General features: G+C 57.1%; 17 protein-coding genes and 2 pseudogenes. 14 read left to right on the top strand and 5 right to left on the bottom strand.

All coding sequences use genetic code 11. The features are described from left to right. Positions 1-157: 157 nt before the first annotated feature. Positions 158-637 (bottom strand): DUF3833 family protein, encoded by a 480-nt coding sequence (locus MRBLMR1_RS10860; protein WP_206827376.1) that lies wholly within the window; start codon positions 635-637, stop codon positions 158-160. Between the two features lie 248 nt (positions 638-885). Beyond that, positions 886-1,413 carry a DUF4142 domain-containing protein gene (locus tag MRBLMR1_RS10865; RefSeq protein ID WP_404946210.1) on the bottom strand — a complete coding sequence of 176 codons (528 nt, stop codon included), beginning with the start codon at positions 1,411-1,413 and terminating at the stop codon, positions 886-888. A gap of 600 nt (positions 1,414-2,013) precedes the next feature. On the opposite strand from MRBLMR1_RS10865, the gene MRBLMR1_RS10870 reads away from it, so the two are divergent. From MRBLMR1_RS10870 to MRBLMR1_RS10895, 6 genes and pseudogenes are all read left to right on the top strand, one after another. Then, entirely contained in the window at positions 2,014-3,630 is a 1,617-nt protein-coding gene (locus MRBLMR1_RS10870) for a putative bifunctional diguanylate cyclase/phosphodiesterase (protein ID WP_500064585.1), read from the top strand. Positions 3,631-3,644: 14 nt separating this feature from the next. Next, positions 3,645-4,082 carry a BLUF domain-containing protein gene (locus MRBLMR1_RS10875; RefSeq protein ID WP_148144977.1) on the top strand — a complete coding sequence of 146 codons (438 nt, stop codon included), beginning with the start codon at positions 3,645-3,647 and terminating at the stop codon, positions 4,080-4,082. A gap of 501 nt (positions 4,083-4,583) precedes the next feature. Further along, positions 4,584-6,068, top strand: coding sequence for an alpha-amylase (amyA, locus tag MRBLMR1_RS10880; RefSeq protein WP_404946207.1), 1,485 nt, complete (start codon positions 4,584-4,586; stop codon positions 6,066-6,068). A 49-nt stretch (positions 6,069-6,117) separates the two neighbouring features. Continuing rightward, a pseudogene (gene malQ, locus MRBLMR1_RS10885) lies at positions 6,118-7,950 on the top strand (4-alpha-glucanotransferase); the annotation flags it as partial. A gap of 739 nt (positions 7,951-8,689) precedes the next feature. Next, a complete protein-coding gene (locus MRBLMR1_RS10890) occupies positions 8,690-11,833 on the top strand; it encodes a DEAD/DEAH box helicase (RefSeq protein ID WP_500064589.1) in 3,144 nt (1,047 codons plus the stop codon). 346 nt (positions 11,834-12,179) lie between these two features. After that, positions 12,180-14,378, top strand: coding sequence for a putative bifunctional diguanylate cyclase/phosphodiesterase (locus MRBLMR1_RS10895; RefSeq protein WP_500064591.1), 2,199 nt, complete (start codon positions 12,180-12,182; stop codon positions 14,376-14,378). A 212-nt stretch (positions 14,379-14,590) separates the two neighbouring features. Here the strand turns inward: MRBLMR1_RS10895 and MRBLMR1_RS10900 are convergent. Continuing rightward, positions 14,591-14,812: pseudogene (locus tag MRBLMR1_RS10900) on the bottom strand (transposase); the annotation flags it as partial. Between the two features lie 379 nt (positions 14,813-15,191). Between MRBLMR1_RS10900 and MRBLMR1_RS10905 the strand changes: the two are divergent. The 6 genes from MRBLMR1_RS10905 to MRBLMR1_RS10930 all read left to right on the top strand — a co-directional run bounded on the left by MRBLMR1_RS10905 (position 15,192) and on the right by MRBLMR1_RS10930 (position 21,094). After that, positions 15,192-15,314: a hypothetical protein gene (locus tag MRBLMR1_RS10905; RefSeq protein ID WP_500064592.1), complete on the top strand. Its 123-nt coding sequence runs from the start codon at positions 15,192-15,194 to the stop codon at positions 15,312-15,314. A 191-nt stretch (positions 15,315-15,505) separates the two neighbouring features. Next, a complete protein-coding gene (locus MRBLMR1_RS10910) occupies positions 15,506-16,813 on the top strand; it encodes an HlyD family secretion protein (protein WP_500064595.1) in 1,308 nt (435 codons plus the stop codon). Next, positions 16,810-18,945, top strand: coding sequence for a peptidase domain-containing ABC transporter (locus tag MRBLMR1_RS10915; protein ID WP_500064597.1), 2,136 nt, complete (start codon positions 16,810-16,812; stop codon positions 18,943-18,945). The genes MRBLMR1_RS10910 and MRBLMR1_RS10915 overlap by 4 nt, the downstream gene beginning before the upstream one ends. Before the next feature lie 147 nt (positions 18,946-19,092). Continuing rightward, on the top strand, positions 19,093-19,290 hold the full coding sequence (locus MRBLMR1_RS10920; RefSeq protein ID WP_148144970.1) for a hypothetical protein: 198 nt from the start codon (positions 19,093-19,095) through the stop codon (positions 19,288-19,290). Between the two features lie 102 nt (positions 19,291-19,392). Further along, positions 19,393-20,295 (top strand): ATP-grasp domain-containing protein, encoded by a 903-nt coding sequence (locus MRBLMR1_RS10925; RefSeq protein WP_148144969.1) that lies wholly within the window; start codon positions 19,393-19,395, stop codon positions 20,293-20,295. Positions 20,296-20,473: 178 nt separating this feature from the next. Next, positions 20,474-21,094, top strand: a complete 621-nt coding sequence (locus MRBLMR1_RS10930) for a response regulator transcription factor (RefSeq protein ID WP_210298164.1) — start codon at positions 20,474-20,476, stop codon at positions 21,092-21,094. An 18-nt stretch (positions 21,095-21,112) separates the two neighbouring features. Here MRBLMR1_RS10930 and MRBLMR1_RS10935 read toward each other — a convergent pair whose 3' ends face one another. Beyond that, positions 21,113-22,738: a hybrid sensor histidine kinase/response regulator gene (locus MRBLMR1_RS10935; protein WP_500064604.1), complete on the bottom strand. Its 1,626-nt coding sequence runs from the start codon at positions 22,736-22,738 to the stop codon at positions 21,113-21,115. 267 nt (positions 22,739-23,005) lie between these two features. Further along, on the bottom strand, positions 23,006-23,254 hold the full coding sequence (locus MRBLMR1_RS10940) for a hypothetical protein (RefSeq protein WP_148144968.1): 249 nt from the start codon (positions 23,252-23,254) through the stop codon (positions 23,006-23,008). 525 nt (positions 23,255-23,779) lie between these two features. On the opposite strand from MRBLMR1_RS10940, the gene MRBLMR1_RS10945 reads away from it, so the two are divergent. Together MRBLMR1_RS10945 and MRBLMR1_RS10950 are read left to right on the top strand one after the other, a co-directional pair. After that, positions 23,780-24,283, top strand: coding sequence for a hypothetical protein (locus MRBLMR1_RS10945; protein WP_500064607.1), 504 nt, complete (start codon positions 23,780-23,782; stop codon positions 24,281-24,283). Between the two features lie 178 nt (positions 24,284-24,461). Further along, positions 24,462-25,085: a plasmid pRiA4b ORF-3 family protein gene (locus MRBLMR1_RS10950; protein ID WP_500064609.1), complete on the top strand. Its 624-nt coding sequence runs from the start codon at positions 24,462-24,464 to the stop codon at positions 25,083-25,085. The last annotated feature ends 108 nt before the right edge of the window (positions 25,086-25,193 follow it).

The following is a 25,193-nucleotide window of genomic DNA, read 5'->3' on the forward strand; positions in this document are numbered from 1 at the left end:
TGCATGGGTCATCGATGACTTCGTCCAGACCCGTTGCAGCGCGTGTTCGATGCGCATCAGGGTTAAGCAGCCTTCGTCAGCCCGTTGGAGCTTGCCCGGCGAGCAGGCGAGGTTCCCGCGACATCGGGCATGATCATCGCGGCCCACCCTACATGGTTCAAATCAGTCGTTCATAGAACGCTGTGAGCGTCGCAAATTCTATGCCAACCTTGGTCATCGAGGCATGTGCCGTCATGTGGTCCTTGTCATGCAGATAGAACCAGTCGTCAAAGCCGAACTTCGTTTTCGTGCCGTCTGCAGCGGGCACCTCGCGGGTATACTTCCAGCGAAAGGTATTGCCGAACTGCTCGCCATCTGCGGTGCCGTCGATGAGCGTCTCCCGTCCTTCGTAAGCGCCCTCGCCCCGATTGATGATTGTCCAGGTCAGGAAATCATGGTGGCCATCATCGAAGCTGTATACTTCCTTAAGAGACAAGGTATTGGCCTGGGCATCCCACCGACCCTCCGCCTCGATGGAGAATCGGTTCTTAAGACCGCCCATTCGGCCGAGCGAAACACCCCATCCTCGAAGCGAGCCCGAGAAGAACTCTTCCAGCACAAAGGCAGGGGCCGTTTCTGAATTGTTGTCAATGGTCACATTCCAGCTCCTTGATCGCAGATTCCACATGCAGCTGATATCTCAACACCAGCGGCGATATGTCATCGCTCGCCTCAACTTCCCGCCCTCCATCAGGGAGTGTCGGGCATTTATCACGTCCATGATGGCGGTCATGGACTCCACCCTATGCCAACGAGTCAGCTTCCTGAACGAAGAGCTTAACGCCATGGCTGCCGATGACCAGAGCTCAACGCGGGAAGGCGACAGCTGCCTTCCCGCCAAAGACGTTACTTGTCGAGATCCTGAGCCATCTTGTAGTGGTGCTCCAATGCAGGAAGCGTCTTTGCCGCCCAAGCCTTCAGGTCAGCGTTTTCCCCTTCGGTTGCATAGCGCTTGAAGAGATCAACAGCGTCTTCGTGAGCTTCGACCTGATCATCGATGTATTCTTCATTGAACTCGGCACCGTTAAGCTTGCCTAGCTCATCTACCTCTTCCTTGTGATCCTCAATCAGAGCAGTCACAGCATTACCTTGGACCTTGCCACCCGTAAGAAGTGCTTTGAGTTCGACGGTCGTCTTCTCGTGATCGGTGATCATCTTCTGCGCGAATGCCTTGATGGTCTCGTCACCCTTCTGAAGCGCGAGCTTGCTCGATTCGATCTCAAACACATCGCTGGCGGAAGCCTGCAGGATGAAGTCTTCTGTCTTTGGGGCCACGCCGAGAGCTGAATTCACTCCGGTCGATTCCGTGGCGGACTGCGCCAAGGCACCTGTGGCAGCCAAAGCGAACGCTGAAGCGAGTAGGATCTTTTTCACGATGTCTCTCCTGTTGTTGTGCGGCTACAACTGGGCGAACTGCCATCGGTTCCCGTTAAATGTCTGTGTTTGAAGAGAAATTATGGGCTAAAAGGTCACGTTAGAGGCGGCTTGACGTTTCTTAGAGAGTTACAAACCCACCAACCTCTAGTGCTACAATTAGCACCACACTCGTATTCTCCCGGCTTCCTCGCGCGGACGTCATGTGAAAATTTCACCAACTATAACAACGTTCAGCCGATGAGGAGAAGCAGCCCCGCGACGTTCGATCACCGACGATTGAGGTCCCTACCTCCGCTCTCGCTTGGCAGCACTGCAAGGCGTTGAGCGTTCTTGATCGGAAGCCGTCGCAATCGTTGTTGAATAGAACCATGATGTAGATTTTTCTCGAAAGCGCGCTGGGGGCGGAAGATGATGCCTGACTATCAAGCGCCGACTTGCTAATCGTGTCCTCTGTAGTGGCGCCAACCCTCATGCAACCTTGTCGATGTTCAGCAATTGGTAACCGTCTGGCATGAAACATCCACGTTTACCGGGCCGATCCGTTGTTGGGTAACTTCCGAGGCTTACCTTGTGGCCAACTCGCATTGGTAGGCCCCCATGAACGTCGCAACGCCGTTTCCGCAAATAACCCAAGCTCATCCAGCTGGCATCCCCAGTGCCGAGCAGATCCTCGAGCTATTGCCGCGTCCAGTCTTGGTCGTCGGTTCGGACGGGCTCGTCACATATGCGAACACGGCCAGCATGACATCATTGGCAGCGGTCGTCGGGAGCGAAATTCACGACCTTTTTCCAGGATGCGCGTTGAACCTTGCCACCATGACCGGCGCACCCTCCTCTCTCCTAGTATCCAGGGACAGCGAGAATTTCGATGCCGCCATTGCAGCATTGGGTGCAGGACAGTTCCTCATCGATTTGCGGCCCTCCCTACATGCACAATGCGCCGACAAACCAAGCGGTTTGGATGAACTGACCGGTCTAACCAAACGCAATGCCTTGCTCGCGTGCCTTTCTTCGGCCTTGTGCACTGGACCGGCGTCTTCGGTCGCAGTTCACTGCCTCGATCTCGATCGTTTCAAGATGATCAACGACACGCTCGGACATGCGGTCGGCGACCTTCTTCTAAAAAAGGTTGCAGACCGGCTCACAGCTGCCTGCCACAAGGATGATATCGTCGCTCGTATCGGTGGGGATGAATTTGTCGTCATGCAGCGGCACGTTGAGGAGGAGGGCGCAGCAGAGACCTTGGCTTCTCGTATTGTCGACCTCATCGGCCGCACATATGTCATCCATGGTCACACCGTCAATATCGGCGTCAGCGTCGGCGTAGCGATCGGCAAAGATGCCGTTCAGGCGCGCGACCTCCTCCGCAACGGTGACCTCGCCTTGTATGAGGCAAAGAAGGCCGGAAGAGGCCGTTACAGCATGTTCAAGAACGGCATGGACGCGCTTCTCTTCGCGCGCCGGGAGATGGAAATCGATCTGCGCCGTGCGCTGGCGCTGAAGCAGTTCAAGCTGAACTACCAGCCGTTTATCAATGTCACCAGCAACAGAGTAGACGGGTTTGAGGCGCTCCTGCGCTGGGAACACCCGGTCAAGGGCAATATCCCGCCTCTCTCCTTCATCTCACTTGCCGAGGAGAACGGCTTAATCGTGAAGATCGGCGAGTGGGTAATGAGAACTGCGTGTGTTGAAGCCATGTCATGGCCTGGCGAGATGATCGTGGCTGTTAACGTTTCGCCGCTGCAGTTCAAAGCCGACACGTTGCTCGACACGGTAGCTACCGCGCTCAAACGGTCCGGACTGCCAGCCCAACGGCTGGAAATCGAGATCACCGAAGGCGCGCTTCTCGACGATACCGACAACGTCATTCAGACGCTCAATTCCCTGCGCGAGCTCGGCGTTAAGATCTCGATGGACGACTTTGGAACCGGCTATTCGTCACTGAGCTATCTGCAGAAGTTTCCCTTCAACAAGATCAAGATCGATCGGTCCTTTGTTGCCAGTGACGACGCCGACAGCGAAGCCATTCTGCGCTCCATCGCAGGTCTCGGCGCCAGCCTTGGCATGGCCATTACAGCCGAAGGCGTCGAGACCGCCGAACAATTGTCTCGGATCCGCGGAGAGCGTTGCACGCATGTGCAGGGATACCTTACCGGCCGGCCGATCGGCATGGATCAGATCCCTGCCTTCCTCGCGCAAAATGATGTAGAATGACAAAGGGTTTAACCATGGCTTCTGGCATGTACCGGCTCGTTTATTACAGTCGCAATCATATTGCCCACAATGAAGCGACCTTTGGCTCACATGTGGAGGAAATCCTCGAAAAGAGCCGGATAAACAATCAACGCGACGAGATTACCGGAGCGCTGCTATTCAATGCCGGGTGCTTTGCCCAAGTTTTGGAAGGCCCCCTCGATAAAGTCGAGGCAGCCTTTGAGCGCATCCAGCAAGATGAACGGCACGGAGATGTGTCGCTGCTCGCCTTGGATCCAATCGATCGCCGGTCTTTTCCGAACTGGGCAATGGGCTTCATCGGCACGTCGGACATACACGCCAAGCGCTTTGCTGGCATCGGCCTCTCCAGTGGTTTTGACCCTTCCCGCCTGAGTGGCGACGAAATCCATGCCCTGCTGAGAGACCTCGCGATTGAGGAGGAGGCAGCCTGACTCGATGGCTATAGATGATGGAGTGCTATCGGGCGCGTCGATGGGATCGGCCTTGCGGCCCGTCGCTCGCACCCACATTCCTCTTCCTTCCTCGGCGGTGAAAAGGTCGTTGTCATCGGCGGTACCCGGCGTGATCGCCGTCGGCGACACAGCTTACAGAATTGCGGCAGACATTGCCCATCAGGCGACTGACAGGACCGGCGGGGCTTCCGTTTCCAGTATCGCCTTCAATATCGTCTCAGCGATGTCTCTGACGCTCTTGGCGTCTTCGACGATGGAAGCTTGCGCAGCAGGAAGGCAATCGAGCAGCAATAGAGCTTGTTCGACAGATCGTGTTCGAACACTGGCCTGAACTGGTAAAGGCGGCCTAAGTTCCGTCGCCGTCTTAGTACACTTAATTTTTCTGACAGAGCTGGCCCAAAGAATCTGTGCGTGGCGACGGACCCCGCGAAACCAAATCTTCTCACGCCCGTTGAATGGCGCCACTCAACGAGGTTCGCAATGATGCAACGCACACTCCTGCAATTCTTCCACTGGTACACGCAAGACGGAGGCGGACTTTGGAAAGAAGTCGTGGAGAAGGCGGAAAGTTTGGCGGCAATCGGCATCACGGATATCTGGTTGCCCCCAGCCTACAAGGGTTCTGCCGGGGGATTTTCCGTTGGTTACGACACCTACGACCTGTTCGATCTCGGTGAATTCGATCAGAAAGGAACGGTCGCGACCAAATATGGCGACAAGGCTGCGCTCGAACATGCATGCCGGATCCTGAACGAAAACAGCATCGGTGTGATCCACGACGTGGTATTCAATCACAAGATGGGCGCCGACGAGAAAGAGACTGTCCGTGTCAGGCGGGTCAATCCCGACGACCGCACCCAGATCGAGGACGAGGAGTTCAAGGCGCTCGCTCATACACGCTTCAACTTTCCCGGGCGCGGCGGCGCGCACTCGAAATTCGTCTGGGATCAAAAGTGCTTCAGCGGTGTCGACCGCATCGAAAATCCGGACGAAAGCGGTGTCTTCCGGCTCGTCAACGAATATGGCGAAGGCGAATGGAATGACGAGGTCGACGACGAGCTTGGCAATTTCGACTACCTGATGGGCGCCGATGTCGAGTTTCGCAACAAGGCCGTCTATGAGGAACTGAAATATTGGGGGCGATGGCTGTCCGAGCAGGTTCGTGTCGACGGTTTCCGGCTCGATGCGGCAAAGCACATTCCCGCCTGGTTCTTCCGCGATTGGGTCGGCCATATGCGCCAGACCGTCAAGCAGGACTTGTTCGTGGTTGCCGAATACTGGCACCCGAACATGGGAACGCTGAAGAGCTACCTCGATCTCGTCGATCACCAACTGACCGTGTTCGACGTGGCGCTCCACCACCGTTTCCATGAGGCGTCGAAGTCCGGCGGCGATTTCGACATGCGGACTATCTTCGACGGATCGCTCGTGTCGGTGCATCCCGACCATTCTGTGACCATCGTCGACAATCACGATACCCAGCCGCTTCAATCCCTAGAAGCCGCCGTTGACCCATGGTTCAAGCCGCTTGCATATGCGCTGATCCTGTTGCGCGAACAGGGCGCACCATGCGTCTTCTATCCCGATCTCTATGGCGCAAGCTATACGGAGAGCAAGGACGGCGAACATCGCTCGGTCGACATGCCGGCGATCGAATGCCTGCCAAAACTGGTCGAGGCGCGCAGACGCTTCGCGCACGGACCGCAGACGGATTACTTCGATCATCATTCATGCGTCGCATTCGTGAGACATGGAACCGCCAACATGCCCGGCTGCGTCACCGTCTTGTCCAATAGTGACGCGGGCGAGAAATCAGTTGATCTCGGCATGGAGGTAGCGGGCGCCAATTTCCGGGATTACCTCGGCCACCGCGATGACGAGATCGTCGTCGGCGATGATGGCAAGGCAAGTTTCCCGGTTCACGGCGGCAGCGTCAGCGTTTGGGTTCGCGCCGATGTTGCGTAGTAGGTCAGATTACCGTGCGGGAGTAGAGCATGGATTGCAGCTTGATGGTATCAGGGGAAGCGCACTTGATCGGCTGGCGCTTGGGCATGGTATCGATCTGAAACGTCCGACGCCCAGCGGAGAGGCGGTGGAAATTTCCGATGACACCAAGCGAAGGCTTCTCCAGGCGCTGAATGTGGAACTGATCGATGATCATCCTGCCGGATCCGGTGGCCGGAATGCCGGATCGCACATGCTCGAAAATGCGGCTTCATGCTTCGTTCCAGACTTCCTGTCCGCAGAGCGCGTCTGGGGCCTTAGCCTCCAGCTATACGAGCTGCGCTCTGAGAGGAACTGGGGCATCGGCGATCTTGAAGACCTGCGTGTCATGATCGATATGGTCGCGTCGCTTGGTGGCGATTTCATCGGGCTGAACCCGCTGCACGCTCCCTTTCTCGCTGACGCAGGGCGATGCAGTCCCTATGAACCTTCCAACCGGCTCTTCCTCAACCCGCTCTATATCGCTGTCGACAAGCTGCCCGGTTTCCAGCCGGATGCCGAACAACAAGCAGCGATCAGCGCATTGCGCGCCACCGATCTCGTCGCATACGGGGCAGTGACTGATGTGAAGCTTTCAGCCCTACGATCAATCTGGGAGCGGTGGAAAACCACAAATGCGGCCGATGACGGACACACGGACTTCGAAGCCTTCGTCGGTTACGGCGGCGAGGCTCTTCGACGTCACGCCCTATTCGAAACCCTGTCGGAGTATATGGTACAGAGCGGCTTTGCGGCTGGCTGGCACTCCTGGCCAGATGAGTTTCAGGATCCAGACGCGCCATCGGTTGTTTCATTTGCCGCCGCGCATAGCGATGAAATCCGGTTTCATTCCTGGCTGCAATGGATCACCCACCGACAGCTTTCGGACGCCGCGGCATATGCCGGCACTTGCGGCCTGCGAATCGGACTTTATCTCGACCTTGCCGTCGGCGAGGCTCTCGACGGCTCCGCGACGTGGAGCGAAGGCGATAACTACCTGACAGAAGCGACAATCGGCAGCCCGCCCGATCCGTTCGCACCAGATGGTCAGGACTGGCACCTTGCAGGGTTCCAGCCGTCACGGATCGCCTCGGGTGAGGCTTCGCCATTCGAGCGAATGGTGACCGCGGCCATGCAGTATGCCGGCGCCATCCGGATCGACCACGCGGCAGCGCTTCGTAGACTGTTCCTCGTCCCGATAGACAAAACGCCATCTGACGGCGCCTATGTCAGCTATCCGCAGGAAGACCTGATACGGATCCTAGCAGATACGTCCGGGCGGCATCGTTGCCTCGTCATCGGCGAGGATCTGGGATTGCTCCCCGACGGACTTCAGGACGATCTGACGGCCGCCAGCATCCTGTCTTACCGCATCCTCTCCTACGAGCGCGATGACGAGGGCTTCAAACCCGCGACAGAATATCCGGCTCTCGCACTGGCCTGTATATCGACACATGACCATCAGACGCTAACGGGATGGTGGCGCGGTGCGGATATCGATCTTCGTGCCGAACACGGCATTGTTTCGCCAGACCTGACACGCCAGCATGAGGCCGAGCGCAAGCAGGAACGGCGGCAACTGATCCAGGCGGTTGGCAGTCCTGATGCAGGCGATCTGATCGAGACCCTGTCGCAATCCACCCTGCAAGACCTAACCATCCGAGCACATCGATTTATCGCCGGCACGCCGAGCATACTGGTCGTTATCCGTCTGGCAGACCTGACAGATGAAATGCGACCGACTAACGTTCCAGGCACCAGCAGCAGCTATCCCAATTGGCAACCCAAACTTTCGGTGGCGATCGAGACGCTGTCCGACTTGCCTCTGGTCAAGGCGGTAGCCGACGCAATTAACGAGGGACGGTCGTCAAGCCAGCCTGGCCGTGGCCCGAGTTCAGACTATCGAGACAAGAAACGCTCTCCGGAGATACTCGGCACTTCCAGGCAGGCGGCGACCAAAGAAACCGACAAGACAGACGCCCAGAAGCTCGATGCAATCGTCGAGAGATACGCCGACAAAATACCGAGACCCCTTGGCCGCTTCATCCGGTCGATGAGAAAGCCGGAACTGCGATGGCTCCGTCTCATCGTGGGTATCCTGTTCGTCATATTCGGATTTGTCGGGTTTCTGCCGATACTGGGTTTCTGGATGGTGCCGTTGGGATTGACTATTCTTGCACAGGACAGCAAGTGGCTACAGCGCCCGACGCTGAAAGCGATTACCTGGCTAGAAGGAAAACTGCTTAGATAGTTCAAGCAGCGGCAATCATTCGGCCGTTGCGACGATTACATTTGAAGGGCTTCGAGGATCGCTTCGACATTTCAGCGGCTTTGGCAGGTTACCTGTAACTATCGCTCTCAATAGAATTAGCCAACAGACCCGCTCGAATGGAACAGCCTGATTGAGAAGCCGTTTGGTTAAGCTGGTAAAGTCGCCGGCGATAAAATGGCAGGTTCATGTGAGTGTCGTTGAGTCCAGAGATGAAGATGCCCCCCCACCCGCTGCTACGGCCGATCACACCCAAGTCTCCAAGCCTCCGCCGGGTGTCGTAGCGACCAGGCTGGCCGCAGCTCTAAGAAGCTCCGAGAGTCCCCTGTGCTATGTGGCACAAAGCGAGGGCGCGGCTGCCAGAATCGCTGAGACTTTCAGTGCGCTGTTTCCTGAGATCGAGGTGATCGTTTTTCCGCCATGGGATTGCCTGCCCTATGACCGGGTGCCACCGTCGCGGCACTGCATGGGTGTGCGAATGGATGCATTACGGATCTGGAGCACGCCGAGCGGCGCGGCGCGGCTGTTTTTAACATCGCTGGATGCAACGCTTCAACGTATCCCGCCAGCGGCCGTTATTTCGGAAAGCCATATCGAGCTTGTAATGGGAGAGCCGTTCGATCGTGAAGCGTTTTCCGACTTCGTCCAGCGGACCGGCTATGAGGAAGAAGGCGTCGCGGACGATCCCGGCGAGCTGGCGGTTCGAGAAGGCTTGATCGACATCTACCCCGCCGGCGCACCGGGTCCAATGCGGATTGTTCTGTCGGAGAACGAGACGGTCAAGGAGCTCAGAGGTTTCGACCGCTCAACGCAGCGGACAGAAAGTAATCTCGACAACGTGACGTTCGGTCCGGCATCCGAAGCCATTTTTGTTGGCGATCTCGCAGAGCACCGTGCTCCACTGCCGGAAACGATGGAGCAATTGCTGCTGCGCCTTTATCAAGACATGCCGACCGTGTTTGACGTGCTCGGCGATACCACAGTCCTTCTGGCTCCCGGCGCGACCGAGCGTGTCGGACGCTATCTTGAGATTATCGAAGATGCACGTCAGTCACGAGCAGACTTCGGCGATAGTCAGCCTTCCTCCTCCCGGTCGCTCTATCTGGATAGAGCGGAGTGGGAACGGCTCTCTGGCAGCGTTCTCACAGGCGTTCTCGATCTCGAAAACGGAGGTGACATCCCAACAGATGTAACCGAGAGAGAGCAACGCAAAGCCTTGGTCGAATTCGTGCAAGATCACCTGCGCGAAGGAATGAAGGTTCTCATCACTGGAAAGGGAAAAACCGCCGAAGCGATGGGTCGGCGTTTGGCAAAAGCATCCAGGAAAGTGCCTCGGTCCGTCGATACATGGGAGGCCGTATTGAAAGCAGAGCCCGGCACCCTCCTAAGCTTGGCCTGCGACCTGGACCAAGGGTTTATCGACGCCGGACAGAACGTCGTTGTTATTGCCGCAACCGATAGAGCGGGCAAGGTTGCGAGTTCGAGTGCCGTTCTGGCGGAAGCAGAGCTTCGAATAGGCGATGTCGTCGTTCACGAAGATCATGGCGTCGGCGTCCTGAAAGATCTGGAAAGCATCACCGTGGACGATGTCACACGGGACGCTGCTCGCCTGGAATATCGCGATGGCGGCTCTCTCCTCGTACCGGTGGAAGAATTTGGAAAGCTATGGCGTTATGGCTCCGAGCCAGAAGCAATCACGCTCGATCGCCTTCACACCGATGCCTGGCAGAAGAAACGCGACAAGATTCACGCGAACATTCAATCCACCGCGCGCCATTTTATGAAGGTAGCGAAACAGAGGCAGGCGTCGCAAGCAGAGAGATTCGTCTCACCGCGTGCCGAATTTTCTGCCTTCGCGCGGCGTTTTCCATTTTCCGAAACTCCCGATCAAGCCGAAGCCATCCGGGCCGTCTTCTCCGATCTCGCCTCCGGACATACCATGAACCGTCTCGTCTGCGGAGATGTCGGCTTCGGCAAGACCGAAGTCGCCTTACGCGCCGCAGCAGCGGTTGCGCTTTCGGGCGGCCAGGTGGCTGTTATCGCACCGACCACAGTGCTCGCTCGACAACACTTTGCGACCTTTGAGCAGCGGTTCACGGGAACCGGCATCTCTGTCGGCATGCTGTCTCGCATGCTCAAGCCAAGTGAGGCGAAAAAGACGAAGACGGCGCTCGCTGAGGGCGAGATCGGCATCATTATCGCGACCCAGGCGATCCTTTCGAAAGACGTTCGCTTTGCGCGTCTTTCGCTGCTGATCGTGGACGAGGAACACCGATTTGGTCTGAAAGAAAAGCGGGCGATGAACAGCCTCGCGCCATCTCTTCACACGCTGTCCATGTCGGCCACGCCGATCCCGCGGACATTGCAATCGGCGATGGTGGGCGTTCAGGAGGTCAGCCTGCTGACCACGCCACCATCCAGGCGCCGGCCCGTCCGCACCTCACTTGCGTCATTCGATCCGGCGTCCTTGCGGACCGGCCTAATGCGGGAATACCGGCGCCGAGGCCAGAGCTTTATCGTAGTGCCGCGTATCGAGGATATAGAAAATGTCGAGACACTGCTGCAAAAGATCGTTCCGGAACTTGCGGTCAAGGTCGCTCATGGGAAGATGCCGCCTGCTGCGATCGATGAAGCAATCGTCGACTTTGCGAAAGGCGATGGCGACGTCCTTCTCGCCACAAACATCATTGAAAACGGCCTTGATGTCCCGCGCGCCAACACGATGTTCATCTGGCACGCTGATCGGTTCGGCCTAGCTCAGCTCCATCAGTTACGTGGACGCGTCGGGCGCGGAGCAGCCCAGGGCATCATTACCCTTTTAACCGAGCCGGACGCTGAGCTGGCTGAGGAAACGCGCTTGCGCCTTTCGACCCTGGTCGAGAACGACCGCCTTGGCGCTGGCCTCGCAATCAGCCTGCGAGATCTCGATCTGCGCGGCGGAGGCGATATCGCTGGCGAGGACCAGGCGGGCCATATGAAGGCGATTGGTATCGGGCTCTATCAAAAGCTGCTCGCAAGCGCCGTCGCAAGACTTCGCTGGCAACCGTCAGGCGTACAACAGCGCGCGGTCGTCAATCTCGGAGAAGTCGGGACAATACCGTCAAACTATGTGTCGGATCCAGCTGTCAGACTCAACCTTTACGCCAAACTGTTGCGGGCATCCGCGGTCGGTGACCTGAACGACCTGGAAAACGAGTTCGAGGACAGGTTCGGCGACCCGCCGCACGATCTACTGCTTCTCTTGAGAACGACCAAACTGCAGCTTATCGCGGGAGGGTTGGGTATTGCCAAGCTTGAAGCCGGGCCGAAAGCACTTGCAATAACGCTGACAAAGAACGCGTCGGCAAAGCTTGTGGCAGCATCGACGAAAGCCGGGGCGGTTCGGCGGGAAGACCGGCTGATATTCGAGGCCTCAAGTCTGGCCGGCGAGGATCCGTCCCATTTCTTTGACCGGGTTCTGTCGGCAGCCGCAGGATAAGATTTTTTGAGGAAGATCGAAACAGCCAGGAGACTGGATTAAGTAGAGCGGTCGCCCTTGAAGGAACGTGCTATGGGCGACTGTCCCTTTCATTCGCCAGGCGATCGACGGCAAATCAGATGGCTTGTGGCGACGCATTCAAAGTTATCGCATTGCTCAATGCCATTCGTGATGCTCAAGGCAGCTCGCCAGCAACAAGCGTCACTTGGTCGACAGTACTCGGCTCCAGTTCCGAATTGTACGAAATCGGACGCACGGTGCTTAAACCCTCCCGTAACCACTTTGCTTGCGATCGTTTTAAGAGCCGCTGTTTTATGATTGCGTGAAATACAGGAAAACATTCGCAATGAGCATACAGCTTCAGTCGCAATGGGTTTTACGGTGGGTGGTGCCAGCGTGCGCGTCCCTCTTGGTATGCGGCCTGCTTCTACTGGCGCTTGTTTGGGCGGCAGGGCGAACTGACGAAGTAGCCGCTGTTCGCCAGCGCGATCTCGTGACGCTGACAGTTTCAAAATTGAAGGCCGGATTGGCGCACGATCAAGAGAGCGCCACCGTCTGGGATGACGCCGTTAGAAACACCGCGAGCGGCAACCTCGAATGGGTCGAGGCGAACTTGGGCTCATGGATGCACAGCTATTTCGGACATGACGCCGCATTGGTGCTGCGGACAGATCTGTCGCCGCTTTATCAGTTTATGGCCGATGCGGAGTATGCTCCAGCGCCGGACGATCTTAAAAGAGCCTACCTGCCCCTGGCGATAAGACTCCAGGCTCGTCTGGCGGCTGGTGATACCGAAGGCACGAATGATAGAGTTCTTTCTATCGGAGAGTCGGACCTACGTTATGTTGGCTTCCGACCAGCTATCGTCAGCGTTAAGCCGATTGTCTCTGATTCAGGTGACATCGAGCAGGTTCCTGGGAAGGAAAGGATTCACGTCGCTGTCCGCTTCCTTGATGGAGACCTACCGCCAATTATTGGTAGTGAGTATGCCTTCGATGCTTTGGAATTCTCTGCGAAGCAGCCGCGAGGGCGCGATCTGGCATTTGTCCCATTGCGAGCGAAGGATGGCCAGGTGTTTGGGTATTTTCGCTGGAGACCGTTCCAGCCAGGCAAACAGGTTCTCAACAATACCGCTCCCGCTCTTCTCCTTGCATTTGTAGCCTTATTTTCTGGGACAAGCCTTGCTGGTGGAGCGTTTTGGCGGCGCTCCGAACGGCTGGCAACAAGTCGAGCAGAGCTGAAACATCAGGCATCACACGACGTGCTGACGGGGCTTGCAAACCGCGCCCATTTTGGCGAACAGCTGGACTTGCGGCTTCGCCGCGCCCAAGCTGACGAGCAGCATTGCCTTTTGTTTGTCGATCTTGATAGGTTCAAGGCAGTGAATGATACGTTCGGCCACCCTGTCGGTGACGAGTTGATCGGCATGGCTGCGGCGCGTATGCGCGCTCTCCTGCCCGAGGCGCTCATTGCCCGTATAGGAGGCGACGAGTTCACGATCTTGCTCCACGCCGGAGACGCTCGAAACGCTGAGGAGCTGTCGGACAACCTCGTGCGCAGGCTTAAAGTACCATTTGATGTCGGGGCGTCGCATATCACCATCGGAGCAAGTGTTGGCGCAGCTCACGCGGCCGGCGCCAGCGATCCCGCCGAACTTATGCGTCAAGCAGACATTGCGCTTTACCACGCAAAAGCCGCCGGTCGGAATACCTATGCGATATTCGGCGGTCATATGGACGAAGTTCTGCGCAAACGCCGCACTTTGGAAGACGACCTCCGTTCCGCGTTAGAGAACGGAAGCCAACTGGAAGTTTTCTATCAGCCTGTGTTCGCGGCTGATGAGGGAAACCTTTGCTCGCTCGAAGCGCTTGCGCGCTGGAAGCATCCCCTGATCGGTTACATCAGCCCTGAGGAATTCATCCCCCTGGCCGAGGAAATCGGGCTGATCAATGACATAGGCACTCTCGTCCTGGAGGATGCTTGCAAGACACTGGCGGAGTTTCCCGAGATCTCGATAGCAATCAACGCTTCCGCGCTTGAGCTCGCTGCGCCTGGGTATCCGCTCCGGGTCCTAACTACACTCGCGAAATGGCAGATCAGCCCATGCAGGCTGGAAATCGAAATGACCGAGAGCGCAACAACGGGCGACGGGGGCGAACTCGAAAGAACGATTTCTATGTTGCGAAAAGCAGGGGTGCAGTTTGCCATCGACGATTTCGGAACAGGCTACTCGTCGTTTTCTCGTGTTCAAAAGATTGAGGTCGATAGAATAAAAATCGATAAGTCTTTCATCGACGAGATGCATCGCAATGACAGCAAGGCACTTGTCGTCGCCATGATCGACATGGCACGAGCCAAAGGCCTTAAAATCACGGCTGAAGGTGTAGAAACGACAGAACAGCAATCCGTATTGAAGAGCCTTGGCTGTGACAGTCTACAGGGATTTCTACTCTCCCGTCCCATGCCCCGGCCTGCCGTGGTCGCGCTTATGTTAAAGATACGACAGGAATCGAGCGACGCGATTGCAGTCTTGCCAAGTCGTTGATGTGCGGCACTATTGAGAATGTATTACAATCCATATATAGTTTTGCAAATGCACGCAGATATCTGGATAAGGGCCGGCTGCCCAATTTTCAGCAGCGCCGCGACTACCTAAGCCCTTTCGCTTTTGCCGCGCGGATCGCTTCCATCTGCTTAGGTTATGTTGACAAAGTATGGCAGCCATATCTTCGCCGCGGCGATCGCCAGGAATGCGGCGACCCCTTGCTCAGCCCAACGGCGGAACCGGACATAGACCGAGTTCCACTTTCCATATCGCTCATGCATATCACGCCAAGGGCACCCCACCCGAAGTACGTGCAGCATGCCGTTCATGAACTGGCGGTTATCATGCGAAGGACGAGATTTTCGCCCCCGCTCCGCGGGAAGAAGCGGCTCCACGATCCGCAATTCTGCATCGGTAAGATCACCACGTGCCATCACTGTCTCCTGAAAGACAGCCTTGAACTCAGACCTAAGCTGATTTGAGAAGGCACTTTATCAACATGACCTAGGCGCGGAAAGCCGCAAACCGATCCCAGAGGTCCTCGGTTAAATTGCAATGAAAACATAGCACTAACTCGCAACGCCGATTTTCCAACGCGATCGTTGCCGTGACCGAAATCCATAATGCCGATTGCAGGCGACCCGCACCATAGACCATTCGCACTAATTGATCTTGTCCTGCAGGCACTCAAATATCGGCGTCTCGTCAATCGACCGCTGACGGATGAGGAGTGCGGAGCCGCGCCGACTAGCCGGACCGATCGACAAGACCAGAACGTCTATAAGATCACGTTGAAAAACACTGGAGCAAACGATGCAGAAAAGCACCGAAATAAGGAAATTGTGCGGAGCGGAAATCAAGGACGTGTCCGGCGGCGTTCATCTCGGTGGGCTCGTCGACCGGCTTGCCCAATACCTCTGGAGCCGAAGCCTGTAATTCGGGGTGACGAGTCAGCTCTTGAACGAAAACGCGTCGGTTGCCAACCATGATCTTGGGTCGGAGCTTGGCACGCCCGAACGCGCCTTCGACGCCGTCATCACGATCAGGCAGTGCGGAGATTTTCTAGGTTTCACCAGCGATCCCGCATCAGCCCTCCAATGCAAAAACATTAGACATGGTAGGCAATGATGAGTGAAGCCGCCCGCAAGCATGCGGAACCACAGGACGCCAAAGCCTCTCCCCCTCCACCGCACAACAACCTGTTTCGACAGGAAGCGTTGGCCAGCCAGAACGCCCGGCTGGAGGGTGAGGTGATCCTCACTCAGCCATTGGCGTCACGCGTACTCGGCTATGCGGGCATGGCGATCGTCGTAGCGGGCTTGCTTTTCCTTTCGACCGCAACCTATGCCAGGATGGAAAGTGTATCCGGCTGGGTCGTACCTGAGGGCGGTATTATCAGGATTGGCGCACGGCAAGGTGGTATCGTCGAGCGTATCAACGTCGTTGAGGGAGACGAGGTACAGGTAAATCAAACGCTTGCGCAGGTGCGTATATCCTCTGATTTCAACAGCGGTAATGCCGGCACGCTTCTGGAGAACCAACTGCGGACGGAAGCAGAGGCGGCAGCGGCTCAGGCCGCGGCAACAAAGAGGCAGTTGCAGGCCGAACGAGAGCAGGTCAGCTTGCGCAAAATCGCTCTTTTGCGCGAACTCGATGAAACCCGATCCGCCCTGACCGTGCTGGAAGAGAAGGCAGACCTTCTCAAACTGAACGTCGCACGCGCCACCCAGTTAGCCGCACAAGGTGCCTTTACCCAGAAAGGCCTTGAGGACGCTCGAATGGGAGAGCTGGTGGCGCGCCAGGATGTCTCCCAGGCAAAAGCGTCGATCCTCAACTATGAACGGCAGATCAGTGATCTTGACGCGCGCCACCGCACCCTGCCGCTGGAAATCGACGCAGCGCAGGCACAGGCGCGTGTGTCGCAAGCGGCGCTGGCCCAACGCCAGACCGAAGCGGCGGTCCGCCATAACTATATCGTCGGCGCAACGGTTTCCGGCCGCGTCGTGGCACTGCCCGTCAGTCAGGGCCAGGATGTTGCGGCAGGAACTATGATCGCAGCTATCACGCCCGCCGGTAGCAAGCTCGAGGCGGAGCTTTTCGTTCCTTCGCGCGCGGCCGGTTTTATCAAGCCAGGCCAGGACGTTCGGCTGATGTATCAGGCGTTTCCGTATCAGAAATTTGGCAGCGCCGAAGGCACGGTTGTGCAGGTATCGCGCACGGTGCTTGGCCCCGACGAAATTTCCGTACCTGGCCTGCAGCTGAATGAACCGGTTTTCCGGGTGAAGGTGAGGCTCGATCGTGAACTCGTCAGCGCCTACGGGCAGGACATGCCCGTTCAACCTGGCATGCTGCTCTCAGCCGATGTGATCATCGATCGCCGCACGCTTTTGGAGTGGCTGCTCGATCCTCTTTATGCAGTGGGGCGGATGGGATGAGCTTGCAGGACCTCAATTTTTCACGCAGCCGCAGGCTCCCTGTCGTGCTTGCAAGTGAGGGGGCGGAGTGCGGGCTTGCGTGTCTGACCATGGTTGGCAGCTATCACGGTCACGATATCGACCTCAACGGACTACGGCAGCGGTTTCCGCTTTCGATGAGTGGTGCAAACTTGCGCGGCCTAATGCAGATGGCGAGCAAGCTGTCGCTTGCGCCGCGCGCACTTCGTGTCGGCCTAGACGCTTTGTCGAAGGTAAGCCTGCCCGCCATCCTGCATTGGGATTTCAACCATTTCGTAGTTTTGAAATCTGTCTCGGGTAAGAAGGCGGTCATCCACGATCCGGCACTGGGCATGCGCGAACTGCCGCTGCAGGAGTTTTCCCGGCATTTCACCGGGGTGGTGCTGGAACTGGCACCGGCTCCGGTTTTTGAGAAGATCGAAGCGACGGAAACGCTGCAGCTGACCGATCTCTGGTCACGGCTTACCGGCATCTGGCCGGCGATTTTTCAGATTATGGGTTTGTCCCTTGCCTTCCAGATCGCGTCATTCGGCATTCCATTCCAGATTCAGTTGGTGGTTGACGAGGCGATTGGCCGTGCGGATAGAGACCTTCTGGCGGTGCTGGCGCTGGGTTTTGGCGCCTTATTCATCGTCCATGCTGGGCTGGAGGCCGTGAGGGCCTGGGTGGTCAGGATTCTCGGATCTATGATGCTGTTCCAGATCGTTGGCAATCTTGTTCGTCATCTCCTGCGACTGCCATCTTCATTCTTCGAAAAACGGCATGTTGGCGACATCATATCGCGGATCGAATCGACCAGTGCCATTCAGGATGCCGTAACGCGCGGCATGGCGGTGGCGCTGATCGACGGTCTGATGGCGCTTGTGGCGGCCTTCATCCTGTTCCTCTATTCGCCACTTCTGGCATTCGTCGTCTGCCTCTCGCTGCTCATGGTTCTAGCTGCGTCCTTTGCCTTTTATCCTGTCATGCGCTCCCGCACGCAGGAGCAATTAATTGCCTCGGCGAAGGAACAGTCACAGCTGATGGAGACGGTACGGGCAGCCACCACGATCAAGATCATGGGTGGAGAATCCGAACGGGAGAGCAACTGGCGCAATCGCTACGCCTCAGTCATAAACGCGTCGATTTCGCTCGGCAGATACGAGATCACGCTGAAGCTGGTTCACAGCATCATCATCGGGTTACAGACTGTTATTGTGATCTATCTCGGCGCGCGATCCATCCTCAATGCCGACGGCCTGTCGATTGGCATGCTGATGGCTTTCCTGTCCTTTCGCCAGACGTTCAGCGACCGAACGATGTCGCTGGTGGCCGAGATTATCCAGTTCCGGCTTCTCAAAGTGCATCTCGATCGCATCGCCGATATCGCGATGGCACAAGGTGCCATCCAGTCGAGTGCCGGCGCCGTCACCCACGAGGCTCGTGGCGCAATCGAGCTAAGCGACATTTCGTTTCGCTACGGCACCTCCGATCCGCTTGTGTTGGAAGACGTCAATCTGAAGATCGAGACGGGGGATTATGTGGCAATCACCGGCCAGTCGGGTGGAGGCAAGAGCACTCTGTTCAAGCTCATCCTAGGCCTGCATGAAGCGGAGACAGGTGAAATCCTTCTCGACGGGCGCAGGGCGACACCGGAATTGTGGCAGGCATGGCGCAGCCACATCGGCGTGGTAGCGCAGGACGACCGCCTCCTTTCCGGATCAATCGCCGACAACATCGCCTTCTTCGATCCCAATCTGGACATGGAGCGCGTTGTCATGGCCGCAGCGGCGGCCCGTGTTCACGACGACATTGTAAAAATGCCGATGCAGTACCTCTCTCTGATAGGAGATATGGGAGCGGCACTTTCCGGTGGTCAACGCCAGAGACTACTTCTGGCGCGGGCGCTCTATCGGCAACCGAAGCTATTGCTGCTTGATGAAGGGACAGCAAATCTTGACGAGCAAACGGAGGAAGAAATCGCCATGCTGGTTGCGTCGCTTCCGATCACCCGCATCGTCATCGCCCATCGTCCGGCCCTGATACGCAATGCTTCAAGAGTTTTTCGGGTACAGGACGGTCGGGTGCACGACGTACCTTTGTCGCCCAACGGATTGTCGCCAGTCACGTCATGAGGCGGCTTCGTGGGATGACGTCCCCCTTTCACGATGGCCTATAGCACATTCGCGCGAGTTGATGCCGCCCTGCCCGGCAGCCATGTTCGCAACCGGGAGAGGCACCGAAGTCTGTCCCCGCAATGTTTCAGGTAATAGGAGGCCTAGATGGAGAATGACAAGCGCGAGCACCGGGTGCTGAACGAAGAGGAAACCAATGCCGTTGCCGGCGCCGGCTTCGATCGCATAACGACTCTTGCAATCGGTGAAGAAGATGGCGGCGGCCGGGCAACGACCCTTGCTGTCGGTGAGGAAGACGGCGGCGTAATCCACTTCCCGGTGCTGGAAGCAAAGCTGCACGGTTGATTGTAGACTTGTTGCTATCCATCGGGTCGGTCCGGTTTGCCCGGACCGACCTTCCCGATCAGACAGGTTGCGGCTGAAAGGCCAAGCGAAGGCAGAACGATCATGATTTTAGTTTGCGGCGGCCAGAACGACCCCAATCTGCGGGTTCTCATTCACCGATTGAAAGCGCGGGACCTACCGTTTCGCACTTTGCTGGTCGGTCCGGATACGCCTCCACGGGTTCGGCTCGATATCCAAAACGATACATTCGAGCTTGAGGGCGAAACCTTGCGCCCAACGGCCTATTTCATTCGCCAGGACGTCTTTCTCTACGAGACCGCGGACTTCGCCTATGCCCATGCACAGGCTCATAACTGGTATTATACACTTCGGGGATGGGCCGAGAGCCGCACTGATGCCAAGTTGTGCAACCGCCGCACCGGACTGCGGGAGAACAACAAGATCCATAACCTGATCGAAGCGGCAAAAATCGGCCTCGTCATTCCCCGGACAATCGCGACGAACGCTTTCGAGGAATTTGCCGGCCGAGCCGAAGCGCTAATCCAGAAGCCGGTTGCGGGTGGAGACTATACTACGCTTCTGAGCGTATTGACCGGGCAGAAAGGCGGCCCGCGCTTTGTGCAACCTCGCCTCAACCGCCCCGAAATCCGTATCTACCGTATAGGGGCACGACTTCTGGCGTTTGAACTGCAATCGCCAGAACTCGACTACCGACAGACGCGCGATGTCGAAATCCGGCCGGTCGCCGTCCCGGATGCGGTCGGCGACAAGCTGCTTGCGCTTTGCGACCGGCTCGAGCTTGATTTCGCGGCGGCCGACTTCATGGTCGCTGATCATGGGAAATTGAATTTCCTCGAAGTCAACTCACAGCCGATGTTTGCCGCTTTCGATCGCATCGCCGATGGCGCAGTTTCCGATGCAATCATCGACCACCTTCTCGACACCGGCGAACAGGTCTGCGTGGATTGCGACAAGGATCGTCAACGCATCCTTGCTTTGGTCTAGAAACGCGCCGTACCGGCGAGATTCAGCTATTGAAATTTACCGTGCCCAGCCCATTTCGACCCCTCCGGAAGTCATGCTTTCTCAGGAAACGTCGACGAGCAAAATCCGGCGCTCTACCGGCATCCAATCCGCTTACATCGCCTGGTTTAGAGCAGGTGCGGCAGAGGAGAACTTAGCCTTGCGAGAAGACACAATCATTGTCGCGGACGATCACCCAGTGTTCCGAGACGGTCTAACGACGCTGCTGACGCGAATGATGCCGAACGCCGAGATTACCGCAACGGACACGTTCGATGACGCTCTCACGTTGGCCCGCTCGCGGCAGGAGCCGCCGTCAATGTTCATACTGGACCTGTTCTTCACCAGGCGCAGCATCAAGGATGACTTGCCTGCCCTCAGGCGTGAATTCGCAAGTTCGTCGATTGTCGTCGTCTCGATGGCAGACGACAGGCTCACCATCGATGACGTTCTTGCCTGCGGGGTCAACGGCTTCATCAACAAGGCCGTTCATCCCGAGGTTCTGACGGAAGCTCTGACGGCGATCCGCGAAGGCGATGTCATCACGAGAGTTCCGGAGGCGGATACGATCACCACCCCGCTTTTGACGGACAGGCAGTCCGATGTGCTTCGCTATATTGCCGAAGGCAAGAGCAACAAGGAGATCGCCATCGTGCTCGGCATATCGCCATTCACGGTGCGGATTCATGTATCCGCCCTGTTCAGGGCGCTCGGCGTCACAACTAGGGCCGCTGCTGTCTCGCAAGCCGTCAACGATGGCCTGCTACCCATGCGCGCCTGATTTCCAAGTACCGGACGTTCAGCTGCGGTCCGACGCGTCCATCGCGGCCGCCATGATGACGGACCTCAGCTCGGCCGGGCGTACCGGTTTTGACAAGATCGGGATCGTCTCGTCGCCAGTGTCTTCGCGTACACGAGCCGCATCATGCCCGCTCATCACGACAGCCGGCACATCCCAATCTGCCAATCGGCGGACCTCCGCAATGCAGTCCGAACCAGTGACATTGCCGCCGAGATCGAAATCAGTGATGAGAAGATCGCAAAAGATCGAGCGTACGGGGATCGCCTGCATGGCCTCTACCTCGCAGCCCCACCGGCGCAAAAGGCTTGCCGTCGCGTTTAACACCGCCTCATCATCCTCGACCAACAGGATCTGCAGCCCTTCGACGCTGGCGGTCGGGCGCGCCGGCGGACGCCCGACGGATGGTGTGGGAGCTGCCGCGACGGGAATGCCCGACAGGCTCACCATCGTTCCGCGCCCACGGTGAGAGGTAAGATGGACCTCCAAGGACAGAAGCTTGGCAAGCCGCGACACAATGGAGAGCCCAAGCCCGACGCCCTCGATGTCACGGTCACCGCGTTCGCGGACCTGGTAAAATTCGTCGAAGACCCTGGCCTGGTGGCTATCTTCAATCCCCGGCCCTTGATCAACGACGGATAAAGCCAGCGTCACGCCCTGACGCCGACAGCCGATAAGGATCGTTTTACCGGGGGCGTATTTGATTGCGTTGTTGACGATGTTCTGCAGCATCGTCGTCAACAAGGCGCGGTCGCTGATGACACGCTGGCCGCATTTTACAATCCGGATCTGACAGCCATTTCGCAACCCGTTTTCCGAGTTCTGCCGAACGACATCCTCCACAATATCGGCAATCGCGATGTTTTCGAACTTCGGCACAACACGTCCGCTGTCGAGCGTCGAGACATCCAGCAACGATTTGAACAGGCGGGAGACGCCCTGGAGCGAGCGGTCGATGTTATCGACCATCTCCAGTTCCTTTCGAGCAAGCCCCGCATCACGCAGACACGCCGTGAACAAGCTGATCGCGTGTATCGGTTGCCTGAGATCGTGGCTTGCCTGGGCAAGGAATTTCGATTTGGAAAGGCTGAGTTCCTTTTCCGCAATATAGGCCGTCTGCAGACGGCTCAGGAGAATGCCTACATAGATCGGCAGCATCAATGTCGTCACGATCATCGTAATGCCGAGATAGACATTTTTCTGCCAGTAGTCGCTAAAGCTCATGGTGACGAGAAGTGACCCCACCAGAAGAGCGGTTGCTCCCCAGAGCGCTTCACGTCCGTAGCGAAGCCCATGGCCGACGACAGTGCAAAGCGCAAATGCGTAGATCGGCATAAACGGGGCGCCCCCGAGCGCCATGGCAATTGTCATAGCCGAATAATCGTGGAGCATCGCGATCCAATGTCGCCAACCCTGGCCATAGCTGGACTTCACCACCCAGAGAAGGAAAAGAAGCGAGGTCATTAGGGTTGCTATGCCGAGATAGATCAGCCTCCCATCTTCCGGATCAGCAAGCCCCGTGCCGACGAGAATGGCGCCGTAAGTCGTCATGCAGACGATCGAGGTGACCCGTAGAACGGCGTGGGCCAGATCGGTATTGATGTCGTTTTTCAGATTGATTGCCAATTTGCCCCCCAGATTTGCCCTTGTGACTTTCTCACCGAAAAATGTTTCCAGCCATTAGTACTGGTGTTCTATCGGTGATCACATTGAGGTGAGCCATTGGCGACCCGTTTTGGCGGCATCCTCACGGAGCGGCGGCGAAATGTGTGCTGGAGTGTTGGCGACGGGTCCGCCATTGGCCGGGTAGGTGCCGCAGAGGCTCTCACATATAGACCTGTGCCGGTAGGTAACGACGGCGGTCTTCGTCCGCCGTCGCTGATTGTCGTCAGATCATTGTGCAGCGTAATACATTGCCATGCCGGAAGAGACGATCGATGCGCCGAGCATTACTCCCATACCGACCGGGGTCAGAGCCGCAGCGCCCAAAGCGCCCATCGCCAGGAATCCGCCGGCGGCCCCAAGCGCTGCGCCATAGCCCGTATCGCTAGAGATACCACCGCTGACGGCCTCGATTTCGCTCGGGTCGAGCTCAAACATCGCCATGTCTTTGTTTGCGTTTTCAACATGTGGATTGTTCATAATTTTTCCTTTCATGTGAACACGGGATCGACGTCAGTCCGAATTTTTCATAACACATTTACGCACACGCATTGCCCCCTAAACGAGGCGACGGAAACGTTCACTTGCCAATGAAAAATCCGCCCCGGACTAGGGTATGGATGCCGACGTGATCCCAATCACAAATTAGGCCAGTTAAGTCGCTGCTACTATTAGGGCACATGTACTAGGTCGGTTCAGTTTTCACCGCTTTGGACCATTCCTTACGATCCAATCTTTCAGCTTTGGACACTCAGCTCTCAAAGTCAGCGACACCGCGAAAAATCTCCACTGTGTCTCCGTGATCCCCGTCAAAATCGAAGCGATGCTGGTTAGAGTGCGTCGGGAAGCCGATTAAAGCCTCCTTTCTGGTTTGGGACTGGAAGAACCTCAGGATGCGCTAGACTAAATGTTCGCCTGGGACCGGGTGACCCGTCTCACAATATGCAGGTATCGAGGGTTGCGAGAGCGATGCCCTCGTAGAGCCTCATGCATAGGAGACGGGCCATGGACGAGACTATCACATCGGCTTGGATGTTCATAAAGAGACGATCGCGGTGTCGCTGGCTGACGGCGGTGGGCGTGGTGACGCGCGCGCGTTTGGCCAAATCGCCAATACACCAACGGCCCTGGCCCGCATGCTGGCCAAGCTTTCGCAGCCAGCGTCAACACCGGATCCTGTTTGTCGAGGATGAGGCACTGATCCGAATGGTCATGGCGGAAAACCTTGCAGACCAGGGTTTTCTGATTGAGGAGGCCGGGTCTGCGACCGAAGCGATGGAGCGCCTCCACGTCCTGGATGGTCAGATCGACGGTGTGTCCTCGACCTTGGACTTCCCGATCGTCCCTGCGATTTCTTGGCTAGCGAAATTTGCGATCTCAGACCGGATCTGCCGATCGTTGTTGCCTGCGGACATAGCGAAGAGCAGATGCGGTCACGGTGCCCAGATACAGAGCGGATGGCCTTCGTCGGAAAACCCTATGACACTGAAGCTTTGGTTCAGGCGCTGAAGACCTTGTGGGCAGAGGGCAACATCAGCTAGCCAATGCGGCGTATCCGCTTGTTTGAGGCGGCAGCTAGCCTATTGGTCTCGTGGTCAGCTGAGATCAGAGCTTTACAGCTATCGCTTGATAAGTCGCCACGAAGGACCTCTTGACGGGTCACTGTCATACTTGTTCACTCGGCACTATGTTCAAAACTCCGAATGCCGCGCTGATCAGAGTTTCCATCGACGAGATCAATCCGGACGTCTGGCGCCGCTTGATCCTGCCGATCCATTGGAACCTGGAACAGTTGCACCTTGGCATACAGGCCGCGTTCAATTGGTGGAATTATCACCTTTATGAATTTCGCATCGGCGGTCTACGCTATGGCGACGTCGAGATCCTGACCGAAGACGCGACTGACGAGGATCCTCGGGTCTTCGATCAAACAGAGGTTCGGCTGCTGGATTTCGAGGAAGGCGCAGTGTTGCGCTACCACTATGATTTCGGGGACGGCTGGCGGCACACGGTTGCGATCGAAGAGTTTTTGACGCTCGCCACTGCGCCGAAACAGGGCAGCTGTATCGCCGGCGAAAAAGCGCGTCCGCCTGAAGATGTTGGCGGCGTGTCTGGTTACGAGCGGTTCCTCGACATCATCGCCGACCCGGGTGATCCCGAGTTCGAAGAGACCATGCGCTGGTGCGGTGGTCATTTCGATCCGGAATGGTTCGACCTTGCGATGACCGACAAGGATCTCCGGAATGCTCTTCGGTCGAATGCCAAACGACGGCTGTATCAACCGAAGCCCAAAACGGCTCCGAAGAAATGAGTTAGCGAGCGATCGAGCCCTTCGGCAAGAGCCCCATGGATTGAAGCGATCTAGCCGAAGGAATGGCGACCAACTCACAGGATCAAATAGGCTGGCTGCAATTAGCCC

The organism is Neorhizobium sp. LMR1-1-1.1 (assembly GCF_040675795.1).
Taxonomy (GTDB): Bacteria; Pseudomonadota; Alphaproteobacteria; order Rhizobiales; family Rhizobiaceae; genus Neorhizobium; species Neorhizobium cellulosilyticum.